Source organism: Nocardioides sp. (genome assembly GCF_036267815.1).
Taxonomy (GTDB): Bacteria; Actinomycetota; Actinomycetes; order Propionibacteriales; family Nocardioidaceae; genus Nocardioides.
The window spans coordinates 1-24,083 of the sequence record NZ_DATAVI010000077.1; the positions used below are offsets into that span (position 1 = coordinate 1).

At 70.7% G+C, this 24,083-nt stretch carries 24 protein-coding genes and 2 pseudogenes; 9 read left to right on the plus strand and 17 right to left on the minus strand.

Annotated elements, in window-relative coordinates:
- The 3 genes and pseudogenes from VHW64_RS16500 to VHW64_RS16505 all read right to left on the minus strand — a co-directional run.
- Positions 1 to 253 (minus strand): annotated as a pseudogene (locus VHW64_RS16500) (IS630 family transposase); the annotation flags it as partial.
- Positions 254 to 309: 56 nt separating this feature from the next.
- Positions 310 to 921, minus strand: a pseudogene (locus VHW64_RS20340) (VOC family protein); the annotation flags it as partial.
- Positions 922 to 1,985: 1,064 nt separating this feature from the next.
- Positions 1,986 to 2,828, minus strand: coding sequence for a 3-keto-5-aminohexanoate cleavage protein (locus VHW64_RS16505; RefSeq protein WP_329651669.1), 843 nt, complete (start codon positions 2,826 to 2,828; stop codon positions 1,986 to 1,988).
- 51 nt (positions 2,829 to 2,879) lie between these two features.
- Between VHW64_RS16505 and dtd the strand changes: the two genes are divergently transcribed.
- Positions 2,880 to 3,305, plus strand: a complete 426-nt coding sequence (gene dtd, locus VHW64_RS16510) for a D-aminoacyl-tRNA deacylase (protein WP_329651670.1) — start codon at positions 2,880 to 2,882, stop codon at positions 3,303 to 3,305.
- Positions 3,306 to 3,366: 61 nt separating this feature from the next.
- Here the strand turns inward: dtd and VHW64_RS16515 are convergent, their stop codons facing one another.
- The 4 genes from VHW64_RS16515 to VHW64_RS16530 all read right to left on the minus strand — a co-directional run bounded on the left by VHW64_RS16515 (position 3,367) and on the right by VHW64_RS16530 (position 5,767).
- A complete protein-coding gene (locus VHW64_RS16515; protein WP_329651671.1) occupies positions 3,367 to 3,663 on the minus strand; it encodes a DUF1416 domain-containing protein in 297 nt (98 codons plus the stop codon).
- A complete protein-coding gene (locus VHW64_RS16520) occupies positions 3,663 to 4,517 on the minus strand; it encodes a sulfurtransferase (protein ID WP_329651672.1) in 855 nt (284 codons plus the stop codon). The genes VHW64_RS16515 and VHW64_RS16520 overlap by 1 nt, the downstream gene beginning before the upstream one ends.
- Positions 4,518 to 4,574: 57 nt before the next feature.
- The gene (locus VHW64_RS16525; protein ID WP_329651673.1) at positions 4,575 to 5,042 is read right to left on the minus strand and encodes a DUF4395 domain-containing protein; all 468 of its coding nucleotides are present in this window, start codon (positions 5,040 to 5,042) and stop codon (positions 4,575 to 4,577) included.
- Positions 5,043 to 5,287: 245 nt separating this feature from the next.
- Complete coding sequence (locus VHW64_RS16530) at positions 5,288 to 5,767, minus strand: thioredoxin family protein (RefSeq protein ID WP_329651674.1); 480 nt, start codon at positions 5,765 to 5,767, stop codon at positions 5,288 to 5,290.
- 52 nt (positions 5,768 to 5,819) lie between these two features.
- Here VHW64_RS16530 and VHW64_RS16535 point away from each other — a divergent pair, with 52 nt between their 5' ends.
- On the plus strand, positions 5,820 to 6,794 hold the full coding sequence (locus tag VHW64_RS16535) for a 2-dehydropantoate 2-reductase (RefSeq protein ID WP_329651675.1): 975 nt from the start codon (positions 5,820 to 5,822) through the stop codon (positions 6,792 to 6,794).
- A gap of 117 nt (positions 6,795 to 6,911) precedes the next feature.
- Here VHW64_RS16535 and VHW64_RS16540 read toward each other — a convergent pair whose 3' ends face one another.
- Positions 6,912 to 7,214: a MoaD/ThiS family protein gene (locus VHW64_RS16540; protein WP_329651676.1), complete on the minus strand. Its 303-nt coding sequence runs from the start codon at positions 7,212 to 7,214 to the stop codon at positions 6,912 to 6,914.
- 55 nt (positions 7,215 to 7,269) lie between these two features.
- Between VHW64_RS16540 and VHW64_RS16545 the strand changes: the two genes are divergently transcribed.
- Together VHW64_RS16545 and mshD are read left to right on the plus strand one after the other, a co-directional pair.
- The gene (locus tag VHW64_RS16545; RefSeq protein WP_329651677.1) at positions 7,270 to 8,007 is read left to right on the plus strand and encodes a response regulator transcription factor; all 738 of its coding nucleotides are present in this window, start codon (positions 7,270 to 7,272) and stop codon (positions 8,005 to 8,007) included.
- Between the two features lie 11 nt (positions 8,008 to 8,018).
- Positions 8,019 to 8,855 carry a mycothiol synthase gene (gene mshD, locus VHW64_RS16550; protein WP_329651678.1) on the plus strand — a complete coding sequence of 279 codons (837 nt, stop codon included), beginning with the start codon at positions 8,019 to 8,021 and terminating at the stop codon, positions 8,853 to 8,855.
- Here mshD and VHW64_RS16555 read toward each other — a convergent pair.
- From VHW64_RS16555 to VHW64_RS16570, 4 genes are all read right to left on the minus strand, one after another.
- Positions 8,852 to 9,787 carry a folate-binding protein gene (locus tag VHW64_RS16555; protein WP_329651679.1) on the minus strand — a complete coding sequence of 312 codons (936 nt, stop codon included), beginning with the start codon at positions 9,785 to 9,787 and terminating at the stop codon, positions 8,852 to 8,854. The genes mshD and VHW64_RS16555 overlap by 4 nt on opposite strands.
- The gene (locus tag VHW64_RS16560; protein ID WP_329651680.1) at positions 9,784 to 10,206 is read right to left on the minus strand and encodes a Fur family transcriptional regulator; all 423 of its coding nucleotides are present in this window, start codon (positions 10,204 to 10,206) and stop codon (positions 9,784 to 9,786) included. The genes VHW64_RS16555 and VHW64_RS16560 overlap by 4 nt, the downstream gene beginning before the upstream one ends.
- 2 nt (positions 10,207 to 10,208) lie before the next feature.
- Positions 10,209 to 10,709 carry an FABP family protein gene (locus VHW64_RS16565; RefSeq protein ID WP_329651681.1) on the minus strand — a complete coding sequence of 167 codons (501 nt, stop codon included), beginning with the start codon at positions 10,707 to 10,709 and terminating at the stop codon, positions 10,209 to 10,211.
- A gap of 186 nt (positions 10,710 to 10,895) precedes the next feature.
- On the minus strand, positions 10,896 to 11,945 hold the full coding sequence (locus VHW64_RS16570) for an alpha/beta hydrolase (protein ID WP_329651682.1): 1,050 nt from the start codon (positions 11,943 to 11,945) through the stop codon (positions 10,896 to 10,898).
- Positions 11,946 to 12,051: 106 nt separating this feature from the next.
- Between VHW64_RS16570 and VHW64_RS16575 the strand changes: the two genes are divergently transcribed.
- The 3 genes from VHW64_RS16575 to VHW64_RS16585 all read left to right on the plus strand — a co-directional run bounded on the left by VHW64_RS16575 (position 12,052) and on the right by VHW64_RS16585 (position 15,972).
- Positions 12,052 to 14,217 (plus strand): RNA degradosome polyphosphate kinase, encoded by a 2,166-nt coding sequence (locus VHW64_RS16575; protein ID WP_329651683.1) that lies wholly within the window; start codon positions 12,052 to 12,054, stop codon positions 14,215 to 14,217.
- Positions 14,218 to 14,345: 128 nt separating this feature from the next.
- On the plus strand, positions 14,346 to 14,963 hold the full coding sequence (locus tag VHW64_RS16580; protein ID WP_414690518.1) for a DUF47 domain-containing protein: 618 nt from the start codon (positions 14,346 to 14,348) through the stop codon (positions 14,961 to 14,963).
- Positions 14,964 to 14,973: 10 nt separating this feature from the next.
- On the plus strand, positions 14,974 to 15,972 hold the full coding sequence (locus VHW64_RS16585; protein WP_329651685.1) for an inorganic phosphate transporter: 999 nt from the start codon (positions 14,974 to 14,976) through the stop codon (positions 15,970 to 15,972).
- A gap of 90 nt (positions 15,973 to 16,062) precedes the next feature.
- Here the strand turns inward: VHW64_RS16585 and pstB are convergent, their stop codons facing one another.
- The 4 genes from pstB to VHW64_RS16605 all read right to left on the minus strand — a co-directional run bounded on the left by pstB (position 16,063) and on the right by VHW64_RS16605 (position 20,032).
- Positions 16,063 to 16,842: a phosphate ABC transporter ATP-binding protein PstB gene (pstB, locus tag VHW64_RS16590; RefSeq protein WP_329651686.1), complete on the minus strand. Its 780-nt coding sequence runs from the start codon at positions 16,840 to 16,842 to the stop codon at positions 16,063 to 16,065.
- Between the two features lie 22 nt (positions 16,843 to 16,864).
- Complete coding sequence (gene pstA, locus VHW64_RS16595; RefSeq protein WP_329651687.1) at positions 16,865 to 17,905, minus strand: phosphate ABC transporter permease PstA; 1,041 nt, start codon at positions 17,903 to 17,905, stop codon at positions 16,865 to 16,867.
- The gene (gene pstC, locus VHW64_RS16600; protein WP_329651688.1) at positions 17,902 to 18,852 is read right to left on the minus strand and encodes a phosphate ABC transporter permease subunit PstC; all 951 of its coding nucleotides are present in this window, start codon (positions 18,850 to 18,852) and stop codon (positions 17,902 to 17,904) included. The genes pstA and pstC overlap by 4 nt, the downstream gene beginning before the upstream one ends.
- A gap of 76 nt (positions 18,853 to 18,928) precedes the next feature.
- Positions 18,929 to 20,032 (minus strand): phosphate ABC transporter substrate-binding protein PstS, encoded by a 1,104-nt coding sequence (locus tag VHW64_RS16605; RefSeq protein ID WP_329651689.1) that lies wholly within the window; start codon positions 20,030 to 20,032, stop codon positions 18,929 to 18,931.
- 328 nt (positions 20,033 to 20,360) lie between these two features.
- Between VHW64_RS16605 and VHW64_RS16610 the strand changes: the two genes are divergently transcribed.
- The gene (locus tag VHW64_RS16610; protein WP_329651690.1) at positions 20,361 to 21,998 is read left to right on the plus strand and encodes an endonuclease/exonuclease/phosphatase family protein; all 1,638 of its coding nucleotides are present in this window, start codon (positions 20,361 to 20,363) and stop codon (positions 21,996 to 21,998) included.
- A 49-nt stretch (positions 21,999 to 22,047) separates the two neighbouring features.
- On the opposite strand, the gene VHW64_RS16615 is transcribed toward VHW64_RS16610, so the two are convergent.
- The gene (locus tag VHW64_RS16615; RefSeq protein ID WP_329651691.1) at positions 22,048 to 22,911 is read right to left on the minus strand and encodes an NUDIX hydrolase; all 864 of its coding nucleotides are present in this window, start codon (positions 22,909 to 22,911) and stop codon (positions 22,048 to 22,050) included.
- Between the two features lie 104 nt (positions 22,912 to 23,015).
- On the opposite strand from VHW64_RS16615, the gene VHW64_RS16620 reads away from it, so the two are divergent.
- Positions 23,016 to 24,065 (plus strand): hypothetical protein, encoded by a 1,050-nt coding sequence (locus VHW64_RS16620; RefSeq protein WP_329651692.1) that lies wholly within the window; start codon positions 23,016 to 23,018, stop codon positions 24,063 to 24,065.
- The last annotated feature ends 18 nt before the right edge of the window (positions 24,066 to 24,083 follow it).

Below are 24,083 nucleotides of genomic sequence, written 5' to 3' on the forward strand. Positions count from 1 at the left end.
TGGCCGGGGTGGTGGGCAACATCGGCAACGTGGGCGCTGACCGGTTGAGGGCCTGGATCTGTGGCTTCTCGTCGACCGCGAACACCGCCGCCGCAACCGGCGGGGACAGGTAGAGGCCGACCAGGTCGCGGATCTTCTCGACCAGGTCGGGGTCCGGGGAGACCTTGAACTCGTCCTGGCGCCACGGCTTGAGCCCGAAGGCCCGCCAGATCTCACTGACCGTCTGCCGGCTGATCCCGTGCCGCTCGGCCAACGCCCGGGTCGACGACCCCGACCGGCGTCTGTGGCCCCGAGGTCCTCGAGCCGCCGCACCTCAGCACGAAGGTCATCGGTACCCAGGTCAAGGTGGGCACGGACCGTGCCGCCAGCCTCCTCGAGCTCCTGGAAGAGAAGCTGGATGGGGGAGCCGGCATCGTCGTGCCATTTGCCGGCGAACTCGGCGTTGGATGAGGAGACCCATCTGCCGGGAGCAAGCCTGCGCCAGAAGTCGACCTCCCTGTCGTGCGCATGCTGAGGTGAGTCGACACAGACCTGCACCAGCCGGCTCCGATGCCCGTCGCGGTGAGCAACGGGCTGGGGCGCTCTGTGTTCCTTGGCCCGCAGGATGCAGAAGGGCAGTCCTCCTGGCGAGCGGAGAGTGCGCCAGGTATTGCTCTCATCGACCAGCTCTGCACCGAGGACGACGGCGCGGGCAACGGTTTCGGTGGGCCGTTCTGACTCCAGATCAAGGTGTACCCGAGGCGGTCCCACGATGCGTTGCAGATGAACGTAGGCGGCGCCGTCCGGCGGGACGAAGCTGAGCAGCTCGGGATGGCCTCGCCACGGGTCGCCCACGGACCAACCCAGCGCGTGGCTCCAGAAGTCTACCGTCGCCGCATGTTGCTCGGCCGGGACGTCGATCACGGCATGGATCCAGGTCATGTGGTCCTCTCCGTTTGTCTGAAGCGCCACCCGGTCATGGATCGGCGGTCTTCGTGCCCCGCCTCGTGACTTTTCCGCTAGGCGCGCCCCGACGGAACCGTCGAGCCCGTGCGTCTTGTTGTGGCGAGGCTGTCTTCGCCACCCTGACTCAGCCTCACGGGAGCGTCGTACCCACCCCCTCTCCTTTCGCTCAACGGGCAGCAGCCTCAGTTGCGGATGACGCTCATCCGGGACGCCCCGCTCACGGCGGAACGGGCACCCCTCCGCGAGACGAGCACGTGATTTGCCTCCCACCTATCTGCGGACCGACCACCAACTCCTCCGGACCCTCATCATCCGAGGACTGATGCTCGAACGTTCGGCCAGTGTCGACTGCGCCACCGACGACACCACGCTGACAGACTCCACTCCGTCGTGGAGAGAAGGGCCATCGTCGAGCGCCTCAACCTCTCCAACGCGGTTCGTTGAACTACGCGGATCAACGCGGGCGGCGTTTGAGTTTGCGCTGGCATCCGGCGGAAGGCGCACCTCATCGCATGAGCGGTCGCTTCGCTCAGCGCTGGAACTGGTTCAGAGCGACGACAGAGGACTGTCGACATGGTCCTGGTGGTGGGCTTACGAGGCCACCTGCGAGGCCCTCGACCGACGTGGCACCAGGACCCCAAGTACCCGCAGCGAATCCGCCACCCAAGCGCAGGTCCGCGCCATCTACATGAACCACGAAGTCGTGCCCGTGCCCTGTGACTGCGGTCCCGGCGGGGAAGACAATGACCGTCGGCCGCTTGTGTCGCCATGCGAACCCAACGCATCTGTCAGCGACCAGGATCAGTCTCCCGCCAACTTCCGCACCGGTCACGGGCTTGTTGTAAGGCTTCTGCTCGATCAGTGCCGAGACCTCAACGGAGTCCTTCGCGCCGCACGAGCTCACGAGCAGCAACGCTGTGACGACTCCCGCCGCGACGGATGCCCAGCGCCTCACGTACACAACCCAAGAATGCCGCCCCTGCCGGGCACAGGGCACGCTCATCGGGGTGCGTCCCAGGCAAGCGGCATCGGGGTGGGGCTCAGGCTCGAGCGGGTACGCCGATCAGCTCGCGCGCCTCGTCGGGAGCCAGGGGTGTGCGCTGGGCCAGCGCGCCGATCGCGACCGCCCGCTCGACGAGCTGGGCGTTGGACTCCACCGCCACGCCCCGGCTGATCGTCAGCACGTCCTCCATGCCGACGCGCAGGTGACCGCCCTTGGACAGGCTGGCCAGCATGACGCTCAGGGTCGAGCGCCCGATCCCGGTCGCCGACCAGCTGGTCGTCTCGGCAGGCAGGTCGTGGACGGCGGCGACGAGCGCGTCCGTGGTGCCGTTCATGCCGCCCGGGACGCCCATCACCAGGTCGACATGGACCTTGCCGCCGGCGGGCACGCCGTACTTGTCCAGGAGCTTGCGCATGGCGTGCACCTGACCCAGGTCGAACAGCTCGAACTCCGGGACGACGCGGCGCTCCAGGGCCAGCTGGTAGAGGTCGCAGACGAACGGCCAGGGGTTGGAGAAGACGTCGTCGCCGAAGTTCGTCGTCCCCATGGTCAGGCTGCACGACTCGGGCTCGGCGTCGAGCACCTGGAAGCGCTGGTCGAGGGGGTCGTGGACGCTGCCCCCGGTCGAGAGCTGGACGATCAGGTCGCTCGACTCACGCACCGCCGCGACCCACTCGCGCAGCAGGGTCAGGTCGAGCGTCGGCCGGTGCTCGCCGTCGCGCACGTGGAGGTGGATCATCGCCGCACCCGCGGCCCGGCAGGCCTTCGCGGTCTCGGCGATCGCCTCGGGCGTGGTCGGCAGGTGGGGGACGTCGGCCTTGGCTGTCTCGGCGCCGGTCGGCGCGACGGTGACCAGGAGGCCGTTGGCGGGAACACTCACGCGGGCCATCCTGTCAGGTGCCTCCGGCGCGCGGATGAGAGAGTCCAGGGCATGCGTGCCGTCGTCCAAACCGTCTCCAGCGCATCGGTCCGCGTCGGCGACGAGGTCGTCGGCGCCCTGACCGCGCCCGGCCTTCTGGTCTACCTCGGCGTCACCCACACCGACGACGCTGCGAGCGCGGCGTGGATGGCTCGCAAGATCTGGACGCTGCGGATCCTCGCCGACGAGCAGTCCGCCTCCGACGTGTCGGCACCCGTCCTGGTGGTCTCGCAGTTCACGCTCTACGGCGACGCGCGCAAGGGGCGCCGTCCGACCTGGGAGGCGGCCGCTCCGCGACCGGTGTCCGAGCCCCTCTACGGCGCGGTCTGCACCGCCCTGGCCGACCTCGGCGCCCACGTCGAGCACGGTGTCTTCGGCGCCCACATGGAGGTCTCCTCGGTCAACCAAGGCCCACTCACCGTGCTGCTCGAGCACTGACCGCCGAGTCGGCATATGCCGACTCGGCGTGATTTCGGCGTACCTTTGCGCCGACTCGGCGTCAGAGGGCGATGATGACCTCGGCGACGCGGCCTACCTCGGCCTCGACCGGCTGGTCGACCACGTCGGCCCGCGGGGCGAGCGTGCGCAGGGTCCAGCGGCCGGTGTTGGCGAAGAACCGGAAGTGGCCCGTCGCGGAGGTGGGGACCTCCGCGGTGAACTCGCCGCTGCGGTCCAGGAGACGCACGTAGGCGTTGGGGACGGGCTCGCCCTCACGGACGACCTGCCCCTGGACGACGGCCTCCTTGGCCAGGTCGATCCCGTCGAGGGACAGCCCTCCGGCGGTGGCGCCGCACATCAGGCGTCAGCCTCGCCGCGCTCGTCGCCGAGCACCACCGGGACGCCGACCAGCGAGCCGTACTCGGTCCACGAGCCGTCGTAGTTCTTCACGTTCTGCTGGCCCAGCAGCTCCTTGAGCACGAACCACGTGTGCGACGAGCGCTCGCCGATGCGGCAGTAGGCGATCGTGTCCTTGTCCCAGTCGACGCCGGCCTCGCCGTAGAGCTCCTTGAGCTCGTCGTCGGAGCGGAAGGTGCCGTCGTCGTTGGCGGCCTTGCTCCACGGCACGTTGGCGGCGGTGGGGATGTGGCCGGCGCGCTGCGCCTGCTCCTGCGGCAGGTGGGCCGGGGCCATCAGCCGCCCGGCGTACTCGTCGGGAGAGCGAACGTCGACGAGGTTCTGCACGCCGATCGCCGCGACCACCTCGTCACGGAAGGCGCGGATCGAGCGGTCCTGCTCGCCCGCGGTGTACGACGTGCCCTCGCGCTGCGGCAGCTCGTCGGTGAGCTCGCGGCTGTCCAGCTCCCACTTCTTGCGGCCGCCGTCGAGCAGCTTGACGTCGGAGTGGCCGTAGAGCTGGAAGTACCAGTAGGCATACGCCGCGAACCAGTTGTTGTTGCCGCCGTAGAGCACCACCGTGTCGTCGTTTGCAACGCCGCGCGAGGACAGCAGAGCCTCGAACTGCGCCTTGCTCACGAAGTCCCGGCGCACCTGGTCCTGGAGGTCGGTGGTCCAGTCCAGCTTGATGGCACCCCGGATGTGTCCCTTGTCGTAGGCGGCGGTGTCCTCGTCGACCTCGACGAGGACGACCTTCGGGTCGTCGAGATGCTCCTCCACCCACTGGGCGGAGACGAGTGCGGTGTCACGGCTCATCGGTACTTGCCTTTCTGGTACGCCGGGTCCCGGCGTGGTCGGGTGTTGGACGGCGGGTCAGCGGTCGCTGGCCCGTCGCAGGATCAGGTAGAGCTCGCAGCCCAGGCACAGGCCGAAGACCGCGTTGAGCAGAGCGGCCACCAGCGCCAGCCCGGTGGCGACGAGGCCGACCACCGTCAGGCCGGTCAGGCTCGTGCCCAGCAGGAGCGTCACCAGCGCGGTCGCGGTGAAGGCCAGGCCGAGTCCCTGGGCGAACCGCGGCGGTCGCGGGTCCTCGAGCTCGGCCGGTGCGGCGAGCCGGGGGCGCACCACGCCGCGGAACACAGCGGCGTACGGCGTGTGCTGGATGCCGCGCCCGGTGCCGACCGCGAACACGCCCGTCTGGAGGGCCAGCAGCACCACGGCGACCGGCAGCGGCGTGACCAGGGCGAGCGCGAGCACGACCGCGGTGAGGGATGCCGCGAGCCGCGGGGCGCGCGGGTCGATGCCGGCGACGGCGGGTGGGGCCGTGATGGCGCTGGTCATGCTGCTCCTGACGGGATCGCTGGCGGGAGGGCTCGTCCGTCAAAGTCTAGTGACTTGATCGAGAAAACGGCAGGACGAGTGGCGTCAGGGCATGCGACACAGCGACGAGCGCACGTGGCAGTGGTCGACGATGCGTCGCCGCGTCAGAAGCGTCGTGACCATGCTCCGAACCATAGGCATGGCAGAGTGCCCGAGACCATCGGTGTGTCCGACTGGTGAGACACCATTCCGTATTCTGGACACGTTCACACCAGCCCGCCCTGGAGCGCGGCCAGCACCTGACCCGGACGCGGGGCGCCGGTGGCCCGGGTCAGCTCCCGACCCTCGGCGTCCAGGACGAGCGTCGTCGGCGTCCGCAGCACGCCCAGGGCCCGCACCAGCTCGAGGTGGTGCTCCGCGTCGACCTCGACGTGGGCGACACCCGGGACCGTGCGCGCCACGTCGTCCAGCGTGCGGCGCGTCGCGCGGCACGGAGCGCAGAACGCCGAGGAGAACTGGAGCAGCGTGGCTCGCTCGCCCCGCGCCCCGTCGTACGCCGTGCCCGCGAGCACGCTCATCGGCGGCGGCGGCGGTCGCCCGGGGCCCTCGGCGCCGGACTGGGCGCCGGACTGGGCGCCTCCCACTCGGTGCGTCCCCCGGAAGACGCCGTTGGTCAGCGACCACCACGCTCCCACCGCCAGCGCGGCGGCGACCGCCGCGAGCAGCACCCAGACGCCCGGACTCATGCCAGGCCCAACCCGGTGTCGGCGCCGGGCATTCCACTCCTAGGGTGTGACCGTGCGGGTGGTGGTCCTCGGAGCGGGCGGCATCGGCGGGACGATCGGCGCCAGGCTCCATCAGTCGGGGTACGACGTGGCCCTGGTCGCGCGCGGCCCTCATGGTGAGGCGATCCGCGAGCGGGGCCTCACGTTCGTGACGCCCGAGGAGCGGGTGACCCTGCCGATCCCGGCCTATGCCCACCCGCGCGAGGTCGACTGGGCCGACGACGACGTGGTGATCGTGGCCGCCAAGAGCCAGGACACCGAGAGCGCGGCCCGCGACCTGGCCGCCGCGGCCGGCCCGGTCCCGGTGGTGTCCGCGCAGAACGGCGTTGCCAGCGAGCGCACGCTGCTGCGCTGGTTCGAGCGGGTGCACGGGATGTGCGTGATGATGCCGACCGCCCACCTGGAGCCCGGCGTGGTGGTCGCCCACTCCGTGGCGGCGACCGGGATCCTCGACCTCGGGTCCTACCCAGCGGGCACCGACGACGTCGACGAGGCGCTGGCCGCGGCCCTGCGCGACTCGCGGTTCGAGTCCGACGCGCGGCCGGACGTCATGCGCTGGAAGTACCGCAAGCTGCTGAACAACCTCGGCAACGCCGTCCAGGCACTGTGCGGCACCGGCGCGGGCTGGCGCGAGACCGGCCCGGCCTGGGAGCTGCTCGTCGCGGAGGCCGAGCGGGTCTTCGCCGCCGCCGGCATCGACCCGGTGACCGAGGCTGAGGACGACGAACGCCGGGCCGACCACCTCCGGCTCGGCGAGGTCGACGGGCAGCCGCGCGAGGGCGGCTCGACCTGGCAGAGCCTCGCCCGTGGTGGCGGCATCGAGACCGACTTCCTCAACGGCGAGATCGCGCTCCTCGGCCGCCTGCACGGCGTACCGACTCCGGCCAATGCCCGGATCCAGGCCCTGATGCGCCGGGCCGCCGTACGAGGCGCCGGGCCGGGCACGATGACTCCGACCGACCTGATCGCCGCCCTGGCCACCCCCTGAGGCTGGGCTCGGGGGGTTGTCAAATCCCCCGCTTCAGAGGGGTTCTTGACACTTACTGGCCGCTGCAACCCCCAATAAGTGTCAACTCCCCCGCTGAAGCGGGGGATTTGGCAGCGATCAGCCGCCAGCGTAGGGAGGCAGGAACTCCACGGTCTGTCCCGGATCTACGACGACCTCGGCCGGGTCGCGGGACTTGACCGGCTGGTCGCCGACCAGCACCGAGCAGGCCTCGAGCACGCCCGGCAGGCGGGTGCCCGGATGCAGGGCGGCCGCCCGGCGGACGACGTCGGCCAGGCTCAGCGGTCCGTCGACCGCCAGGGCGTCGCTCGCAACGCCGGCGGCGGCACGCGCGGAGGCCCAGTAGTGCACGACGACCGGCGCGGTCTCACCCTCTGCGCCGGCAGCCGCACCTGACTCCATGGTCGTTATCCTTGCGCATCGGCCCTACCCGGCTGCCATCGGCAGGAGGTGACCCATGAGCGCACTGCTGCTGCTCACCGGCGCCCTCCAGCCCAGCGCGGAGGTGCTGCCCGGGCTGGCTCTGCTCGGACACCAGGTGCGGATCCTGCCCGCCGAGGGCAGCGCGCTGATCGACGCACCGGACGCCGACCTGATCCTGGTCGACGGCCGCCAGGAGCTGGCGCACGCCCGGGACCTGTGCCGCCTGCTCCAGACCACCGGCACCGCGTGTCCGGTGGTGCTGGTCGTCACCGAGGGCGGCCTGGCCGTGGTGGCCCACGACTGGGGGATGGACGAGGTCGTGCTCCACACCTGCGGGCCGGCCGAGCTCGACGCCCGCATCCGCCTCGCGATCGGCAGGCTGCACGCCGCCCGTGACGAGGACCCGGCCGACGCCCACGTGATCCGCAGCGGCGAGGTCGTCGTCGACGACGCGACGTACGTCGCCAGCGTCGGCGGCCGCGCGCTCGACCTGACGTTCAAGGAGTTCGAGCTCCTCAAGTACCTCGCCCAGCACCCCGGCCGGGTGTTCAGCCGCGACCAGCTGCTCCAGGAGGTCTGGGGCTACGACTACTTCGGCGGCACCCGCACGGTCGACGTGCACGTACGCCGCCTGCGCGCCAAGCTCGGTCCCGAGCACGAGACGCTGATCGGGACCGTCCGCAACGTCGGGTACCGCTTCGTGCTGCCCGCCAAGGGCGGGTCCCAGACGCCGTCGGAGAGCGTCGCCGAGACCGAGGAGACGCGGCGCTGAACGTCGTCCGCGTGCCGGTGGGCGAGCTGCCAGCTGCACGAGCCGTCGTCCTCGGGGTCGCCGAGGGGGCGGCCGAGGCCGATGGCGCGACGCCGCTGGACGAGGCCGCCCGGATCGCGCTCGGTCACGACGACCTCGGCGGCGGGACGCTGTGGGTGGCTCCGGACGCCTATGCCTTCCGGCGCGGACCCGACCTCGACCTGGCCGTCGCACCCGCGGCCCGGCGGCAGGGCCTCGGCCGGGCACTCGCCGAAGCCGCGCTGGCCGAGGCGCCGGCCGACGTGAGGGCGTGGTCTCACGCCGACCATCCGGCGGCCGCCGCACTGGCTCGCGCATTCGGCTTCGACCGGGTCCGCGAGCTGTGGGTGATGGCCCGCGAAGCCGGTCCGGTCGACGTATCCGGGGTCGACGGGGTGACGATCCGCGGCTACCGCGACTCCGACGCCGACGAGGTCCTGCGGGTCAACGCCGCGGCGTTCGCCCACCACCCCGAGCAGGGCTCGATGGACGCCGCCAACCTCGCCGAGCGGATGGCCGAGCCGTGGTTCGACCCCGCGGGCCTGCTGGTCGCGGACGCCGGCGACGGGCTCCTCGCCTTCCACTGGACCAAGCAGCACGACGCCGAGCACGGAGAGGTCTACGTCGTCGCTGTCGACCCGGCCGCGCAGGGACGCGGTCTGGGGCGCGCCGTCACGGCCGCCGGCCTCGCCCACCTCGCGTCGCTGGGCGTGCACCGGATCATCCTCTACGTCGAGTCCGACAACGCCGCGGCCCTCGCGACGTACGCCGGGCTCGGCTTCGCCCACACCTCCACGCACGTGCAGTACGCCCGCCGCCACCAGAGCTAGCGGCGGAAGTGGAGGCCGACCTCGGGGTCGACGACGACCTCCTGAGCCGCGGGCAGGCCGTCGACCTCCAGCTGGACGTCGAGGGACACGTTGCGCTTGACCAGGGCCAGGGCGATCGGGCCGAGCTCGTGGTGCCGTGCGGAGGTGCCGACGAAGCCCACCGCCCGGTCGCCGTCGTGCAACGGCGAGCCCATCGAGGGTAGGCGGTTCTCCGAGCCGTCGAGGTGGAGCAGGGTCAGCCGGCGCGGCGGACGGCCCAGGTTGTGCACCCGCGCGACGGTCTCCTGGCCGCGGTAGCAGCCCTTGTCCATGTGCACGGCCGTGCCGACCCAGCCGACCTCGTTGGGGATCGTGCGCGCGTCGGTGTCGAGCCCCAGCCTCGGCTCGCCCCGGGCGATCCGCAGCGCCTCGTAGGCCCACAGCCCACACGCCGGCCCTGCCGCCGCGGCGTACGCCGGGAGCTGCTCGCGCGCGACCAGCTCATGGCCCGCGGCCGGCCGGTAGGCCAGCGCCAGCTCGGCGGTCACGTCGGCGACCTCGACGCGCGACAGGAAGCGCATCCGGTCCAGGAACTCCACGAGCGGACCGGCCGCGCCGGGCTCGGTCGCCGCCGTGAAGGACTCCCCGTCGTCACGCCCGGCGAAGGCGTGCTCGACGTGCCCCTGCGGGCTCAGGACCAGAGCCTGCGTCCAGGTCGCCGCGGGCAGGTCGAGGAAGAGCTGCGACGTCAGGTCGTGCAGCCACTGGAGCCGGTCGGGCCCCGAGACGCGCACCACGTCGTGGTGCGACAGGTCGACGAAGCCCGCACCCGACTCCAGGGTCGTCTGCTCGCCGTACAGCGAGCCGTAGTGAGCCGCGACCGGGGCGTCTATCCCGGCGCCCGAGACCGCACCGGGCAGTGACAGCAGTGGGGACGACGCGCGCTCGGTCACGAGTGCTCTCCGCAGGTGCCGAAGACGGTGAGGTGCCCGACGTCGACCACGAAGCCGTGGTCTGCCTCGAGTCGTTCCATGACGGGTGCCAGCACACCGGGCTCAACCGAGATCACCCGGTGGCAATTCCGGCAGACGAGGTGGAAGTGCTCGTGGTCGCTGGTCGAGTGGTACGTCGGGGCGCGGTCGTGCAGGTGCGCGTGGCGCACCAGGCCGAGCTCCTCCAGCACCTCCAAGGTGCGGTAGACGGTCGAGGCGTTGACGGCGGCCGAGTGTCGGCGGACCTCGGCCAGCACCTCGTCGGGCGTGGCGTGCCCGAGCTCCTCGACCGCCTGGAGGATCAGCTCGCGCTGCGGCGTGAGGCGGTAGCCCTGCTCCCGCAGGCGCTCTCGCCAGTCGACTCCGCCCTGGTCGGACATCGCTACTGCCTGACCAGCTGGGCGTGCGTGTGCGGCTGGAGCTCGTGCCCCTGCGCGGCCATGTCGAAGGCGTAGAGCAGGTCGCCGTTGACGTAGCCGTAGAGCCGCTTGCCGGCGACGTACTCCTTCGCCGTGGCGGTGCGTGCCACGGCGTCGGTGACGATCTCGAACCTCGGCTGATCGGGGTGGACCTCGCCGGTCCAGATCTCGGCGAAGCCGGTGTTGTGGCACATCACCAGCTCCAGCGTGCCGTCCTCCTGCGGGCGCAGGAACCCGGTCTCCTGAGCCGCCTCGCGCACGTGGCTGCCCTCGGCGTCGACGATCCAGGCCCGGCTGAAGTAGTGGATGAAGGGGCGTCCGTCCTGCTGGAAGACGACCTCCTGACCGAACTGGAAGCTCTCGATCCCGGGATACTCCCCGTGCCCGTTGCCCTCCCAGCGCCCGATCAGCCACGCGAGCCGCGCGGTGAGCGGGTGGATGTTCTCCGGGATCTCGAACGGCATGGGTCCACTCTAGGCAAGTGCTGACCGATGGCGCCGTCGCGAGCGTCGCGACGCGTGTGCGCTGGCAAGGCGCGGTCGCGACGCCATGCTGGGCGCACGTCGAGCGGCCGCGACGCGGCCAGCGTGCGCGCATCGCGGCGCTCAGCAGGCGGGACTGACCAGCGCTTCCCTCGGGAGCGGGGCTCGTCAGCGGGCCAGCCCGGCGGCCAGCTTGTCCGCGATCTCCGCGACCGCCGATCGGGCGGTCCGGCCCGCGCCCACGACGTTGAGGAAGCCGTGGATCTGGTCGGCGAAGCGCCGCAGCTCCACCTCGAGGCCCGCGTCGGCCAGCTTGCGGGCGTAGGCCTCACCCTCGTCGCGCAGCGGGTCGAAGCCGGCCGTCGCGACGTACGCCGGAGCGAGGCCCTCGGGGAGCTCGGCCAGCAGCGGGCTCATCCGCGGGTCGGCACGGCTGGCGAGATCGGGCACGTACTGCTCGAGCACGCGGTCCATGAACTCCTCGGTGAGGTAGAGGTCATGGCCGAAGAGGCTGCGGCTGCGCGACCTCGAGGTCGCGTCCGTGGCCGGGTAGACCAGCAGCTGGAAGGCGAGCGGGAGCCCGTCGCGAGCCGCCTGGAGCGCGGTCACGGCCGCGAGGTTCCCGCCGGCGGAGTCGCCGCCCACGGCCAGCCGCCGTAGGTCGGCACCCAGCGAGGCGGCGTTGTCGACCACCCAGCGGTACGCCGCGAGGGCGTCGTCCGCCGCCGCCGGGAAGGGATTCTCGGGCGCCAGGCGGTAGCCGACCGACAGCACCCGCACCCCACTGCGCTCGGCCAGGAAGCGGCACGGCGGGTCGTGGGAGTCGAGGTCGCCGTACACCCAGCCGCCGCCGTGGAAGAACACCAGCAGGGGGCCCGGCGACGACGCGGCGGACGGGACGTAGAGGCGGCCTGCCAGCTCTCCCAGGCGAAGCTCGCGCACGGCACCGATCCGCTGCCGCCCGCCGGTGATCGCGGTGTGCGAGTCCAGCAGCCGGCGACCGGCCGGCAGGGGCAGATCCTCCGTCGACGGCTCTCGCACCAGCCGCTGGAGCCGCAGCATCAGCTGGGTGTCGACCGCGAGCGTCTGCCCGTCGATGGTCACCCGGCGTCCGGCCAACACGCGTTGCACCCGCTCGGGCAGCCCGAGCGCCGTGCGCAGGGTCACGGCCTTGGCGCGTGGCTCGAGGCCGGCCGGGAGGGTCCTCCATGAGGGCACGCGCCCAACCTAGCCGCGCGGTCGGGGTGTGCGGAGGGTTGCGGAGGGTCGCGGCGGACGCGCGAGACGTACCCGGGGCTCACCGCCGGGTGCCACACTGTCACCCATGGTCCAGCTCGCCTCCGTCGACCCTTCCCGGGACCCCGACACCCCCACCGACGAGCCGTTCGACGTCGAGCCGCCGTACACCCCCGACGACGAGGCGCTCAGCGCGGTCACGGCATACGACGACCGCTTCCTGGACCGCGAGCTCTCCTGGCTGGCCTACAGCCGGCGAGTCCTCGGGCAGGCCGAGGACCCTGGTCTCCCCCTGCTCGAGCGGGTGCGGTTCGCGGCGATCTTCTCCAGCAACCTCGACGAGTTCTTCATGGTCCGCGTGGCGGGTCTCAAGCGCCGGATCGCCGCCGACGTCGCGGTGCGGGCGGCCTCGGGCCTGATGCCGCGCGACGTGCTCGAGCGGATCTGGGCCGAGGCCCGAGACCAGATGGAGCGGCACGCCCGCCTCTTCCGCGAGGAGCTCGTGCCGAGCCTGGCCGCCGAGGGCATCCAGCTCGTGCGGTGGGCCGACCTCGACCGCGAGGAGCAGAAGACCTGCAAGCGGCTGTTCAAGGAGCGCGTCTTCCCGGTGCTCACGCCGCTCGCGGTCGACCCGGCCCACCCCTTCCCCTACATCTCGGGCCTCTCGCTCAACCTGGCCGTGCTCGTGCGCAACCCCAAGACCCACAAGGAGCACTTCGCGCGGGTCAAGGTGCCGCCGATCTTCAGCAGGTTCGTGCCCCTGGGCAACGAGCGCTTCGTGCCGCTCGAGGACGTCATCGGCGAGCACCTCAAGCGGCTCTTCCCGGGCATGGAGGTGCTCGAGGTCCACACGTTCCGGGTGACTCGCAACGAGGACCTGGAGGTCGAGGAGGACGACGCAGAGAACCTCCTCAAGGCCCTGGAGAGGGAGCTGCTGCGGCGCCGCTTCGGCCCGCCCGTGCGGCTCGAGGTCGAGGAGTCGATCGCGCCCCAGGTGCTGGAGCTGCTCGTCGAGGAGCTCGGCGTCGTCGAGGAGGAGGTCTTCCGCGTCGACGGGCTGCTCGATCTCGTCGGGCTGCACTCGATCGCCGACCTGCCCCGCGAGGACCTCCGGTACCCCGCGTTCGTGCCGACCACCCACCGCCAGCTGGCGGAGGTCGAGACGGCCAAGCCGGTCGACGTCTTCAAGGCCACCAGCCGGTACGACGTCCTGCTGCACCATCCCTACGACTCCTTCGCCACCTCGGTGCAGCGCTTCGTGGAGCAGGCCGCGGCCGACCCGCACGTGCTGGCGATCAAGCAGACGCTGTACCGCACCTCCGGCGACTCCCCCGTCATCGACGCCCTGATCGACGCCGCCGAGGCCGGCAAGCAGGTGCTGGTCATCGTCGAGATCAAGGCCAGGTTCGACGAGGAGGCCAACATCCGCTGGGCTCGCAAGCTGGAGCAGGCCGGATGCCACGTCGTCTACGGGCTCGTCGGGCTCAAGACCCACGCCAAGCTGGCGATGGTCGTGCGCGACGAGGCCAGCAGCGGGGCGGGCATCCGGCGCTACATCCACATCGGCACCGGCAACTACAACAGCAAGACCGCCCGGCTCTACGAGGACCTCGGGATCCTGACGACCGACGAGGTCATCGGCGAGGACGTCGCCCACCTCTTCAACAACCTGAGTGGCTACTCGCGCAACGCCACCTACCAGCGGCTGCTGGTCGCGCCGGACTCCGTGCGCACCGGGCTGGTCGAGCGCATCCACCGCGAGATCGACCATGCGCGCAACGGCCGCCCGGCCCGGATCCGGTTCAAGGCCAACTCCGTGGTCGACGAGGGGATCATCGACGCGCTGTATCTCGCCTCCCAGGCAGGCGTGCCCGTCGAGATGCTGGTGCGCGGCATCTGCGCGCTCCGGCCCGGGGTGCCCGGGCTCTCGGAGAACATCCAGGTGCGGTCCGTGGTCGGACGGTTCCTGGAGCACAGCCGCGTCTACTGGTTCGAGAACGGCGGCGAGCCGAGCGTCTGGATCGGCTCGGCGGACCTGATGCACCGCAACCTCGACCGTCGCGTCGAGGTGCTCGTGCAGGTCCCCAGCAAGGAGAACGCCGCCCAGGTCGGAGCGCTGCTCGACCTCGCGTTCGCACCCACGACGTACGCCTGGCAGCTCGGGCCGGACGGCGACTGGTCGCCCGGCGACGGCACCGACCACCTCCAGGAGGTGCTGATCGAGCACCAGCGCAGACCCCGCCTCGTCACCTGACGAGGGGCCCCGCGGGCGACGTCGGAACCCCCTGCGTCGACTCGCACAGGCGCCGGGTTGCGCCCTGCGCGACCGGCGCCCGTAGCATGGCGCCAGTTCGGTCTCCCCCACCCCGTGAGGAGCACATGGTGGCGCTGCGCCTGCGTCCTACCGATACGTCGTTCTACGAGCTGTTCAGCGTCTCCGCCCAGCATCTCGTCACCGGGGCCGGGATCCTCGCGGAGATGGTCTCCGAGGGGGCCGACCACCCCGAGGTCGCCAAGCGGATGCGCGAGGCCGAGCACATCTGCGACGAGAACACCCACGCGATCGTGCGCCGGGTCAACAGCAGCTTCGTGACCCCGTTCGACCGCGAGGACATCTACTCCCTGGCCAGCTGTCTCGACGACGTGATGGACGACATGGACGAGGTCGTCGACCTGATCCTGCTCTACGAGGTGGTGAGCTTCCCCGCGGAGGTGTTCAGCCAGGTCGAGATCATCCAGCGGTGCACCGAGATCACGGCCGAGGCGATGCCCAAGCTGCGCTCGATGAAGGACCTCGACGAGTACTGGATCGAGATCAACCGGCTGGAGAACAGCGGCGACAAGAGCTACCGGCGCACTCTCGCCAAGCTCTTCAGCGGTGACTTCAAGGCCATCGAGGTGCTCAAGCTCAAGGACATCGTGACCTCGCTCGAGCGAGCCATCGACGCCCTCGAGAAGGTGGCCAACATCGTCGAGCAGATCGCCGTCAAGGAATCCTGAGACCCCTCTGATGGATCTGGCGATCGTCATCGCGGTCGTGGTCGTGGCCCTCGCCTTCGACTACACCAACGGCTTCCACGACGCGGCGAACGCGATCGCCACGTCGGTGTCGACCCGGGCGCTCACGCCTCGGGTCGCGCTGGTGCTCGCAGCGGTGATGAACTTCGTCGGAGCCTTCCTCGGCCAGAAGGTCGCCCACACGGTGTCGGACGTGATCGTGCCGCCGAGTGGACGCGAGGGGCTCGTGGTCGTGCTCGCCGGGCTGCTCGGCGCGATCATCTGGAACCTCACCACCTGGTACTTCGGGCTGCCGTCCTCCTCGTCGCACGCGCTGATCGGCGGCCTGGTGGGCTCCGCGGTGGTCGCCGGCACGACCGTGCACTGGTCGACCATCGTCGACAAGGTCATCATCCCGATGGTGATCTCCCCCCTCGTCGGCTTCGCCCTGGCCTTCGTGGTGATGCTGGCCATCCTCTGGATCTTCCGGAACCGGAACGCCGGCAAGGTCACCCGCGGCTTCCGCCTCGCCCAGACCCTCTCGGCCTCCGCGATGGCGCTGGGACACGGTCTCCAGGATGCCCAGAAGACGATGGGAGTGATCTTCCTGGCCCTGATCACCAGCGGCCACCTGGATCCCGACACCAAGGACCTGCCGCTGTGGGTCATCGCGGCCGCGGCCGGGGCCATCTCGCTGGGCACCTACTCCGGAGGCTGGCGGATCATGCGGACCCTGGGTCGCAAGATCATCCACCTCGACCCGCCGCACGCCTTCGCCGCCGAGTCGGTGGGTGCGACGGTGCTCTATGCGACAGCGTTCCTGTGGCAGGCCCCCGTCTCGACGACCCACGTGATCACCTCGGCGATCATGGGATCCGGCGCCACCCGCCGCGTCTCCGCCGTTCGCTGGGGAATGGCGCGGTCGATCATCAGCGCCTGGATCCTCACCTTCCCCGCCGCCGGCGCCGCCGCCGCCGTCTGCTTCGCCATCCTCCACCCCCTCCTCGGCTGACGGCGTCGCCCGGGACGTCGTACGAGGGCGCCTATCGGCCACGTCTCGTCGACGTCCTGGGGGGCCGATCCGGGCGGCCGACCCGACAGGTCAGCCGAAGCGGCCGGAGATGTAGGCCTCGGTGGACGGCTCGTCGGGGGTGGAGAACATCTTCTTCGTGGGGTTGAACTCCACGAGGTGGCCGGGCTGGCCCGCGGCCTTGAGGTTGAAGAAGCCCGTCTCGTCGGAGACCCGCGCCGCCTGCTGCATGTTGTGGGTGACGATCACGATCGTGTAGTCGGACTTGAGCTCGTGGATCAGGTCCTCGATCGCCGAGGTGGAGATCGGGTCCAGCGCGGAGCAGGGCTCGTCCATGAGCAGCACCTCGGGCTCGACGGCGATGGCGCGCGCGATGCAGAGCCGCTGCTGCTGACCGCCGGACAGCCCCATGCCGGGCTTGCCGAGCCGGTCCTTGACCTCGTTCCAGAGGTTGGCCCCCTGGAGCGACCTCTCCACGATCGTGTCCGCGTCGGACCTCTTCATCCGCTTGGAGTTCAGCCGGTTCCCCGCCAGGACGTTGTCGTAGATCGACATCGTCGGGAACGGGTTGGGCCGCTGGAAGACCATCCCGATCTGGCGGCGTACGGCGACCGGGTCGACGTTCGGGTCGTAGAGCGACTGCCCGTCGACGACGACCTTCCCCTCCACGCGCGCTCCCGGGATCACCTCGTGCATGCGGTTCAGCGACCGGAGCACGGTCGACTTGCCGCAGCCCGACGGTCCGATGAACGCCGTGACGGACTTGGACTTCACCGTCATCGTGACCCCCTCCACCGCGAGGAAGTCCCCGTAGTAGATGTCGAGGTCCGAGACGTCGATGCTCTTGGCCATGTTTCCTTCCTCGGGCCTTGCCTCAGTGTCCCTTGGCGGGAGCGAAGATGCGGCCGATGATCCGGGCGACGAGGTTGAGCACCATCACCAGCACGATCAGCACGAGCGCGCCGCCCCACGCGCGCTGGTAGCCGACCGGTGTCGACGACGCGTACTGGGAGAAGATGAAGACGGGAAGCGTGGTCATGCGGCCGTTGAAGAGGTTGGTGTTCACCCCGTCGGTCGCGCCGGCGACGACCAGCAGCGGCGCGGTCTCGCCGATGACGCGCGAGATCGCCAGCACCACACCGGTCACGATCCCGCCGATCGCCGTCGGGATCACCACCCGCATGATCGTGCGCCACTTCGGCACCCCGAGTGCGTACGACGCCTCGCGGAGGTCGTCGGGCACGAGCCGCATCATCTCCTCCGACGACCTGACGACCGTCGGAATCATCAACAGGGACAGGGCGATCGAGCCACCGATGCCCGCGCGGAACGCCGTCCCGAACAGCAGCACGAGCAGCGCCAGCGCGAACAGTCCGGCCACGATCGAGGGGATGCCGGTCATCACGTCGACCAGGAACGTGATGACCCGGGCAGCTCGTGAGCGCTTGCCGTACTCCACGAGGTAGACCGCGGTCAGGATCCCGATCGGCACCGAGATGACCGCCGCGGCGACCGTGATCAGCAGGGTGCCGAGCAGCGCGTGGTAGATGCCGCCCTGCTCGTCGCCGATCACGTTGAGCATCGAGATCGTGAGGAACTGCCCGTTGATCGCCGGGGCTCCGCTCCTGATCACGACGTAGAGCAGCCAGATCAGCGGCGAGACGGCCACCGCGAACGCCGTCCAGATCAGGGCCGTGACGAGCCGGTCGACCGCGGCCCGGCGGCCCTCGACGAGCCGTGACCACAGGGGCATCGCGACCAGGAAGAGGACGGCGGCGACCACCACCCAGCGGACGACCCCCCACCCGCCCAGCAGGGCGGGGAGGCCCGCGACGGCCAGCGCCATCACGGCGACGAGACCGGGCGCCCACCGGGGCAGGCGGGCGTGGGAGATGTGCATCGGCGCCGAGGTCATCGATTCAGCCTCCGCTCGCTGCGACCGGCGACCCACCGGGCCGCGAAGTTCACCAGGAACGTGACCAGGAACAGCACCAGGCCGGTCGCGATCAGCAGCGACTGCCGCTCCGGCGTCGCCTCCTTGTAGTTCAGCGCGATGTTCGCCGCGATGGTCGGCGGGCTGGCGGTGCCGATGACGTTGAGCGTCGTGGTCGGCGTGGTGGCCAGCACCATCGCCACGGCCATCGTCTCGCCCAGCGCGCGGCCGAGCCCGAGCATGATCGCGGCGATCATCCCCGAGCGCGCGTAGGGGAACACGGCGTACCGCACCATCTCCCAGCGCGTCGCCCCCAGCGCCAGCGCGGCCTCCTGGTGCAGGCGCGGGGTCTGCATGAAGATCTCGCGGGAGATGGCGGTCATGATCGGCAGGATCATGATCGCCAGCACGATCGACGCCGTGAACAGCGAGCGGCCGTTCGGCGAGGCGTCGCCGAAGATCGGGATGAAGCCGAGGTGGGCGTGCAGCCATACGTGCGCCGGCAGGAGGTACGCCGCGAGGTAGCGCCCGCCCCACAGGCCGAACACCACCGAGGGGACGGCCGCGAGCAGGTCGATCACGTAGGCGAGCGCGGAGGCCAGCCGTCGCGGGGCGTAGTGCGAGATGAACAGCGCGACGGCGACGGCGAAGGGCACCGACACGACCAGGGCCATCGCGGATGCCAGCAGCGTGCTGACGACGAGCGGCCAGATGTAGCTCACGAGCGACGTGAACGGTGCGTAGGTGGCGGCGTCCGAGGTCAGGCCCACCCAGCCCTCGACGGCCAGGAAGACGAACACTGCGACCAGCGTGACCAGGATCGTCAGCGCGGCTCCGCGGACGACGCCGGCGAACACACGATCACCGCGCCGGCTCGGGCGCGGTGACGAGGCGGCTTCCGTCCTCTCCGGAGAGGCGGTGGCGGTCACGAGGGCTCCTTGGACTCCAGGGTGCTGGTCAACGGGTACGACGACGCCCGGCCGCCGTCGTACCCGTCGGGGCTGGTCAGCTACCCGAGGTGATCTTCGAGACGATGGCGGTCGCCTTCCTCGACACCGAGGCGCTCAGCGGAGCGGACCCGGCTGTCGACGCCGCCGCCTGCTGGCCGGCGCTCGACACGACGTAGGTCAGGTACCCCTTGACCATCGTGGCGGTGGTCGCGTCGCTGTAGGTCGGGCAGGCGAGGAGGTACGACACCAGCATCAGCGGGTAGTCGCCCGAGGCCGTCGCCGTGCGGTCGATGTCGGTGGCCATGTCGGTCGCCGGGCGGTTCGGAGCGGCCGGCGAGGCCTCGAGCACCTGGGCGGCGCCATCGGAGCTCGGGGCGTTGTAGCTGCTGCCGACCTTGATCGAGACGACGCCGAGGGTGCCGTCGGCCTTGATCGCGGAGTCGTCGGCGTAGCCGATCGAGCCCTCGGTCGAGGTGAGGCCGCCGACAACGCCGGACGTGCCCTCCAGACCCTGGCCACCCTTGATGCCGGCCGGCCACACGGTGTTGGCGGCCTCGCTCCAGGCGCCCTCCGAGGCCTGGTTGAGGTAGTCGGTGAAGTTGAACGTCGTGCCCGACTCGTCGGAGCGGTGCACCGTCGAGATCGCCGTGTCGGGCAGCTTGACGCCGCTGTTCTGTGCGGCGATCTCCGGGTCGTTCCACTTGGTGACCTTGCCGTCGAAGATGTCGGCGACGGTCTTCGCGTCCATGTTCAGCGACTTCACGCCCGAGAGCTTGAAGGCGACCGCGATCGGGCTCACGTACGCCGGGATCTCGATCGGGTCGGCGCCACAGGTGGTCTTGGCCGCGCCGAGCTGGTCGGTGGTGAGGTAGGCGTCGGTGCCGGCGAAGCTGTAGGCCTTGCTGGTGAAGTTCACGACACCGGTGCCGGAGCCCACCTGCTCGTAGTTGATCGTGCCGCCGTTGGCCTTCTGGTAGGCCGCTCGCCACGCGTCCTCGGCATTGGCCTGCGAGGTTGCGCCCCCACCGTTGAGGGTGCCGCCACTGCCACTGCCACTGCCACCGCTGGTGCTCTTGTCACCGCATCCGGAAAGGGTGAGGCCCACCGTGAGGGCCGCCACCGCCGGGAAGGCGATCCGGCGCAGGGAGGAGTTCTTCACGTCTTTGTCTCCTGGGTCAGTCGTCTGGGACGCCTCGAAGGTAGGCACGAGAGGTGGACGGTCATGGCGGTGACGGTGAACGTGGGGTGAACTCAGGGCACCTACATCGCGACGTCACGGCCGTTCTCGGGCGACCACGACGTGAACGGGGCGCCTCCGGCCGCCGTGAGGGCCGTTCTCGGCTGGCTCACCCCTGCCTCGGGGCTTTACCGATCCGCTCCGACAAGGTAAAAATTGGAAAATCTTGATGCGGCGAGCCAGTCGCTGACTTACTTTGCTCGACGGGGGTACGACCGTTTCGTGGGGGTAGGTGAGGAAGGACCCGGCAATGCGTCGGATCGTCTCGGCGATCGTCCCCGTGATGGCACTGGTGGCAGCAATGGCACCCGGTGCGGCCCACTCCAGCGGCACGCACGGGCGCGTCGCGCGTACTCAGCAGGCGGCTCCTGCCAAGCAGGCAGCCCACTCTTCCAAGCGCGACGGCATCGGGCTGGACACCACAGCGCCCGGCGCGACGTACGTCCACGTCAGCTGGAACTGGATCAAGGCGGCCTCCGGCTACCGCATCCAGGTGGCGAAGAACCAGGACTTCTCGTCGGTCGTGGTGGCCCGGAAGAAGGCCAACAGCTCGCACCGCCCGGCGGGCGGCCGTGAGGCCACCGTCGTCGGCCGGCTGCGCGACGCGACCTACTACTGGGTGCGCGTCCGGAAGGTGAACGGCAAGAACAAGGCGCCGTGGTCCGAGCCGGTCCGCGTGGCCACCAAGGCGCACTGGCCGGGACCGATGACCAAGGTGCGCGGCATCGCCGGCCCCACCCCGGGCACGACCACCATCCGGTGGAAGAGCAAGGGTGCGTACACCGACTTCTACCGGATCACGACCGCACTCTCGCCGTTCGGCTCCAAGAAGACGCCGGCCGTCGGGCTGGACTCCTCGACGTTCCGCGTGTCCGGGAAGCGGGAGCACCTCACCCTGACCGCCGACCAGGTGGCCGCGGCGGGAGCCAGCCTCGGGACCGGGCGGCACCTGTTCTTCCGGGTGACCGCAGTGCGTCAGGGCGACGCCGACTCCCAGGAACGGCCCTACGGCCGCCTGATGTCGACGACGATCGCCGGCGAGGCCGCGCAGGGCCACGGCGCGCGTCTGCGGATCGGGCAGTACAACATGCACATCTTCTCGCGCGACGAGCCGGGCCACCCCTGGAAGAAGCGCGCACACCTGGTCGCCAAGAACATCAAGAGGTCGCACGCGGCGGTCGTCTCCCTCCAGGAGATGCTGCCCCCGATGTGGACCACCCAGGCCGGTGGGCCGGGCCTCAACAAGGCCCTGAACAAGGTCGGCGCGGGCTACTACAAGCTCGCCCGCACCACGCCGTTCATGAAGGGCGTGCCGGGCGACTCGCGCATCCTCTACAACCCGCGCAAGGTCCAGCTGGTCAGCAACTGCGACCCGAACACCACCCAGTGCCTGATCCAGTTCCCGGACAGCAGCCCGCACTACGCGTCGTACGCGAAGTTCAAGAGCCTGGGGACCGGCCAGGAGTTCTGGTTCGTCAGCACGCACCTCACACCGGGCAACGACGCCAGCACCGACGCTCTGCGTGGACGCCAGGCGACGGCGATCGCCTCGGCCATGCAGCAGATCGACAGCGACGGCACGCCGGTCATCATCGGGGGCGACTTCAACAGCTCGCAGGTCAGCAAGGGGTCCGACTCACCACACACGGCGCTGCTCAACGCGGGCTACTACAGCGCGATGGCCGCGAAGAGGCAGGTCAACCTCCAGTACAACTCGGTCAACGCCTACACCCACCACGAGCGGCCATCGCCGTACGGCTTCGGCAGCATCATCGACACGATCATGACGCTGCACATGCCGGGCGCCACCGTGTTCCGGGAGATGCGCACCGGCCAGCCGTGGCCCTCGGACCACAACATGATCTACGCCGACCTGCGGCTGCCGTAGGACGGGGACAGGCCGCCGAGAGGACCGCCTGGGGAGCCTGCTGACGGGATCAGCCGAGGTGCCGCTCGAGAGCGCGCACCCGGCCCCGTCGGTGGTGGATCACGACCAGCTCGCCGGTGGCGTGCTGCTCGGGCGGGATGCCGACCGCGTCGTAGACCGCCGGCAGCACCGGACGATGGGTGCAGAGCACCGCGTCCGCACCGCCGTCGAGGATCTCCGCCACCACGCGCTGCACCGACCTCGCGGTCGCGTGCTCCTCCGACAGCCGGTCGGTGCTCTCCACCGGCCGGCCGCCCAGCTCGGCGTACGGCGCGACGGTCTGGAGGCACCGGGTGCTGGAGGAGGTGACGATCCGCGAGACCCCGAACGCCTCCAGGACAGGGGCCGCGGCTCGGGCCTGGGCCATCCCGCGCACCAGGAGCGGCCTGATCCGGTCGTCCTTGCGCCAGGACTTGCGGGCTCGGGCCTGACCGTGTCGCAGGACGACCAGCACGCGGGTCTTGCGGCCCGTCGCGAGCGCCTCGCTCAGGGTGTGGTGGTCGCGCAGGTAGGTGAGCTGCTGCTCGGCCTTGCCGACCTCCACCCAGTCGACCTCGTCGATCTCGTCGTTCACGGCGTACGCCGACACGTCGTGGTCTCCGCTCACGCGCCCGACCCAGTACTCGACCACCTTGGTGCGCAGTCCGTTGGGGTAGGTCTGGGTCGTCAGCGGCACCCCGAGCCGGACTCGCACCCCGGTCTCCTCGACGACCTCCCGGAGGGCCGCGGCGGGCGAGGACTCCCCAGGGTCGAGCTTGCCCTTGGGGAAGGACCAGTCGTCGTACGCCGGGCGATGCACGAGCAGGACATGGCCCTTGCGGAGGACGACAGCGCCGGCCGCCCGCACCTGGGCGAGCCTGGACGTCGCGGGCATGAGGCTAGTCTCACATCACCCGGACCGCTGGTGGCGTAGGGGTCGGTCCGACGGCTCGGCCCGGCGGGTGCCCGGTGCCGGTCTCCCGCCAGGACGGAGCACGCGTGTCGAGACGACTCTGGATCTGCGGTGCGGTCGTCGTCGCCCTGGTCGTGGCAGGCGTCGGCTACGTGCACTGGCGACACGACGACACGACGTCGTTGCGATGGGCCGTCGACCATGCGCCCGCGGGTGCCCAGCGCCTCTCCTGGACCGACTGGGCGGCCGTGCGCGAGCAGGAGCACACCGACCTCGGCAGCACGTCATCAGCCACGCGGCTCCACCAGTTCCTGTCTCGCGCCTACGACGACGACCTGAGCTCCGCCTCGGCCTTGGTGACGTCGGCCCGGGTGCTCCAGCAGCGCTTCGGGTTCTCCCCGGCCAGTGCCGACTGGGAGCTGTTCAGCCAGGCCGAGCAGGGGGCGGTGGTGATGCTCCACCTCCCGTCCGCTGACCTGTCGGACGTCGCGGACCGCCTCGGCGAGCTGGGCTTCCGGGCCCCCAGCGACCCCGACGGCGTCTGGGACGGCGGCCCCGACCTGCTCGCGCGAATCTCCCCCGGGCTCACCGGCGAGCTCCAGTACGTCGCCGTGGACACCCACGACTCCTTGGTGCTCACGTCTGACTCCGCGTCGTACCTCGCGGTCGCCGTCGCCGCCGTCCGCGGCAAGGGCGCGACCACAACAGGGCTGGACGGCGTGGTCTCGGACGCGGGGGAGCCCTTGTCGGCGGAGGTGTATGCGGGCGACTACGCCTGCGCCGCCTTGGCGATGGCCCACGCCGGCGCCGCCGACCAGGCGCAGGGCCGGCAGCTGCTCGCCGCGGCCGGGCAGGTGAACCCCTACTCGGCGTTCGCGATGTCCGACGAGCCCGACGGCACGGTCAGGGTGGCCTTCGAGTTCGACGGGCCCGACACCGCGCGCACGAACGCCGACACCCGGGCGGCCCTCGCCCGGGGCCCGGCACCGGGCCAGGGCGGGAGCTTCGGCGAGCGCTTCGGGATCGACTCGGTGACGGCGCGGGGATCGCTGGTGGTGATGCGGCTGCGACCTAAGCCGCATGCCTCGGTGCTCTCAGACCTCAGCACCGGCCCGCTCCTCTTCGCCACCTGCTGACAGGCTCAAGCCTCCCCC

Coding starts and splice junctions, on each gene's coding strand:
- pstA (WP_329651687.1), bottom strand. CDS start 17,905: ATGACCTCGGCGCCGATGCACATCTCCCACGCCCGCCTGCCCCGGTGG.
- VHW64_RS16530 (WP_329651674.1), bottom strand. CDS start 5,767: ATGAGTCCGGGCGTCTGGGTGCTGCTCGCGGCGGTCGCCGCCGCGCTG.
- VHW64_RS16540 (WP_329651676.1), bottom strand. CDS start 7,214: ATGGAGTCAGGTGCGGCTGCCGGCGCAGAGGGTGAGACCGCGCCGGTC.
- VHW64_RS16565 (WP_329651681.1), bottom strand. CDS start 10,709: ATGCCGTTCGAGATCCCGGAGAACATCCACCCGCTCACCGCGCGGCTC.
- pstB (WP_329651686.1), bottom strand. CDS start 16,842: ATGGCCAAGAGCATCGACGTCTCGGACCTCGACATCTACTACGGGGAC.
- VHW64_RS16525 (WP_329651673.1), bottom strand. CDS start 5,042: ATGACCAGCGCCATCACGGCCCCACCCGCCGTCGCCGGCATCGACCCG.
- dtd (WP_329651670.1), top strand. CDS start 2,880: ATGCGTGCCGTCGTCCAAACCGTCTCCAGCGCATCGGTCCGCGTCGGC.
- VHW64_RS16560 (WP_329651680.1), bottom strand. CDS start 10,206: ATGTCCGACCAGGGCGGAGTCGACTGGCGAGAGCGCCTGCGGGAGCAG.
- VHW64_RS16520 (WP_329651672.1), bottom strand. CDS start 4,517: ATGAGCCGTGACACCGCACTCGTCTCCGCCCAGTGGGTGGAGGAGCAT.
- VHW64_RS16545 (WP_329651677.1), top strand. CDS start 7,270: ATGAGCGCACTGCTGCTGCTCACCGGCGCCCTCCAGCCCAGCGCGGAG.
- VHW64_RS16610 (WP_329651690.1), top strand. CDS start 20,361: ATGCGTCGGATCGTCTCGGCGATCGTCCCCGTGATGGCACTGGTGGCA.
- VHW64_RS16515 (WP_329651671.1), bottom strand. CDS start 3,663: ATGTGCGGCGCCACCGCCGGAGGGCTGTCCCTCGACGGGATCGACCTG.
- VHW64_RS16575 (WP_329651683.1), top strand. CDS start 12,052: ATGGTCCAGCTCGCCTCCGTCGACCCTTCCCGGGACCCCGACACCCCC.
- VHW64_RS16585 (WP_329651685.1), top strand. CDS start 14,974: ATGGATCTGGCGATCGTCATCGCGGTCGTGGTCGTGGCCCTCGCCTTC.
- VHW64_RS16615 (WP_329651691.1), bottom strand. CDS start 22,911: ATGCCCGCGACGTCCAGGCTCGCCCAGGTGCGGGCGGCCGGCGCTGTC.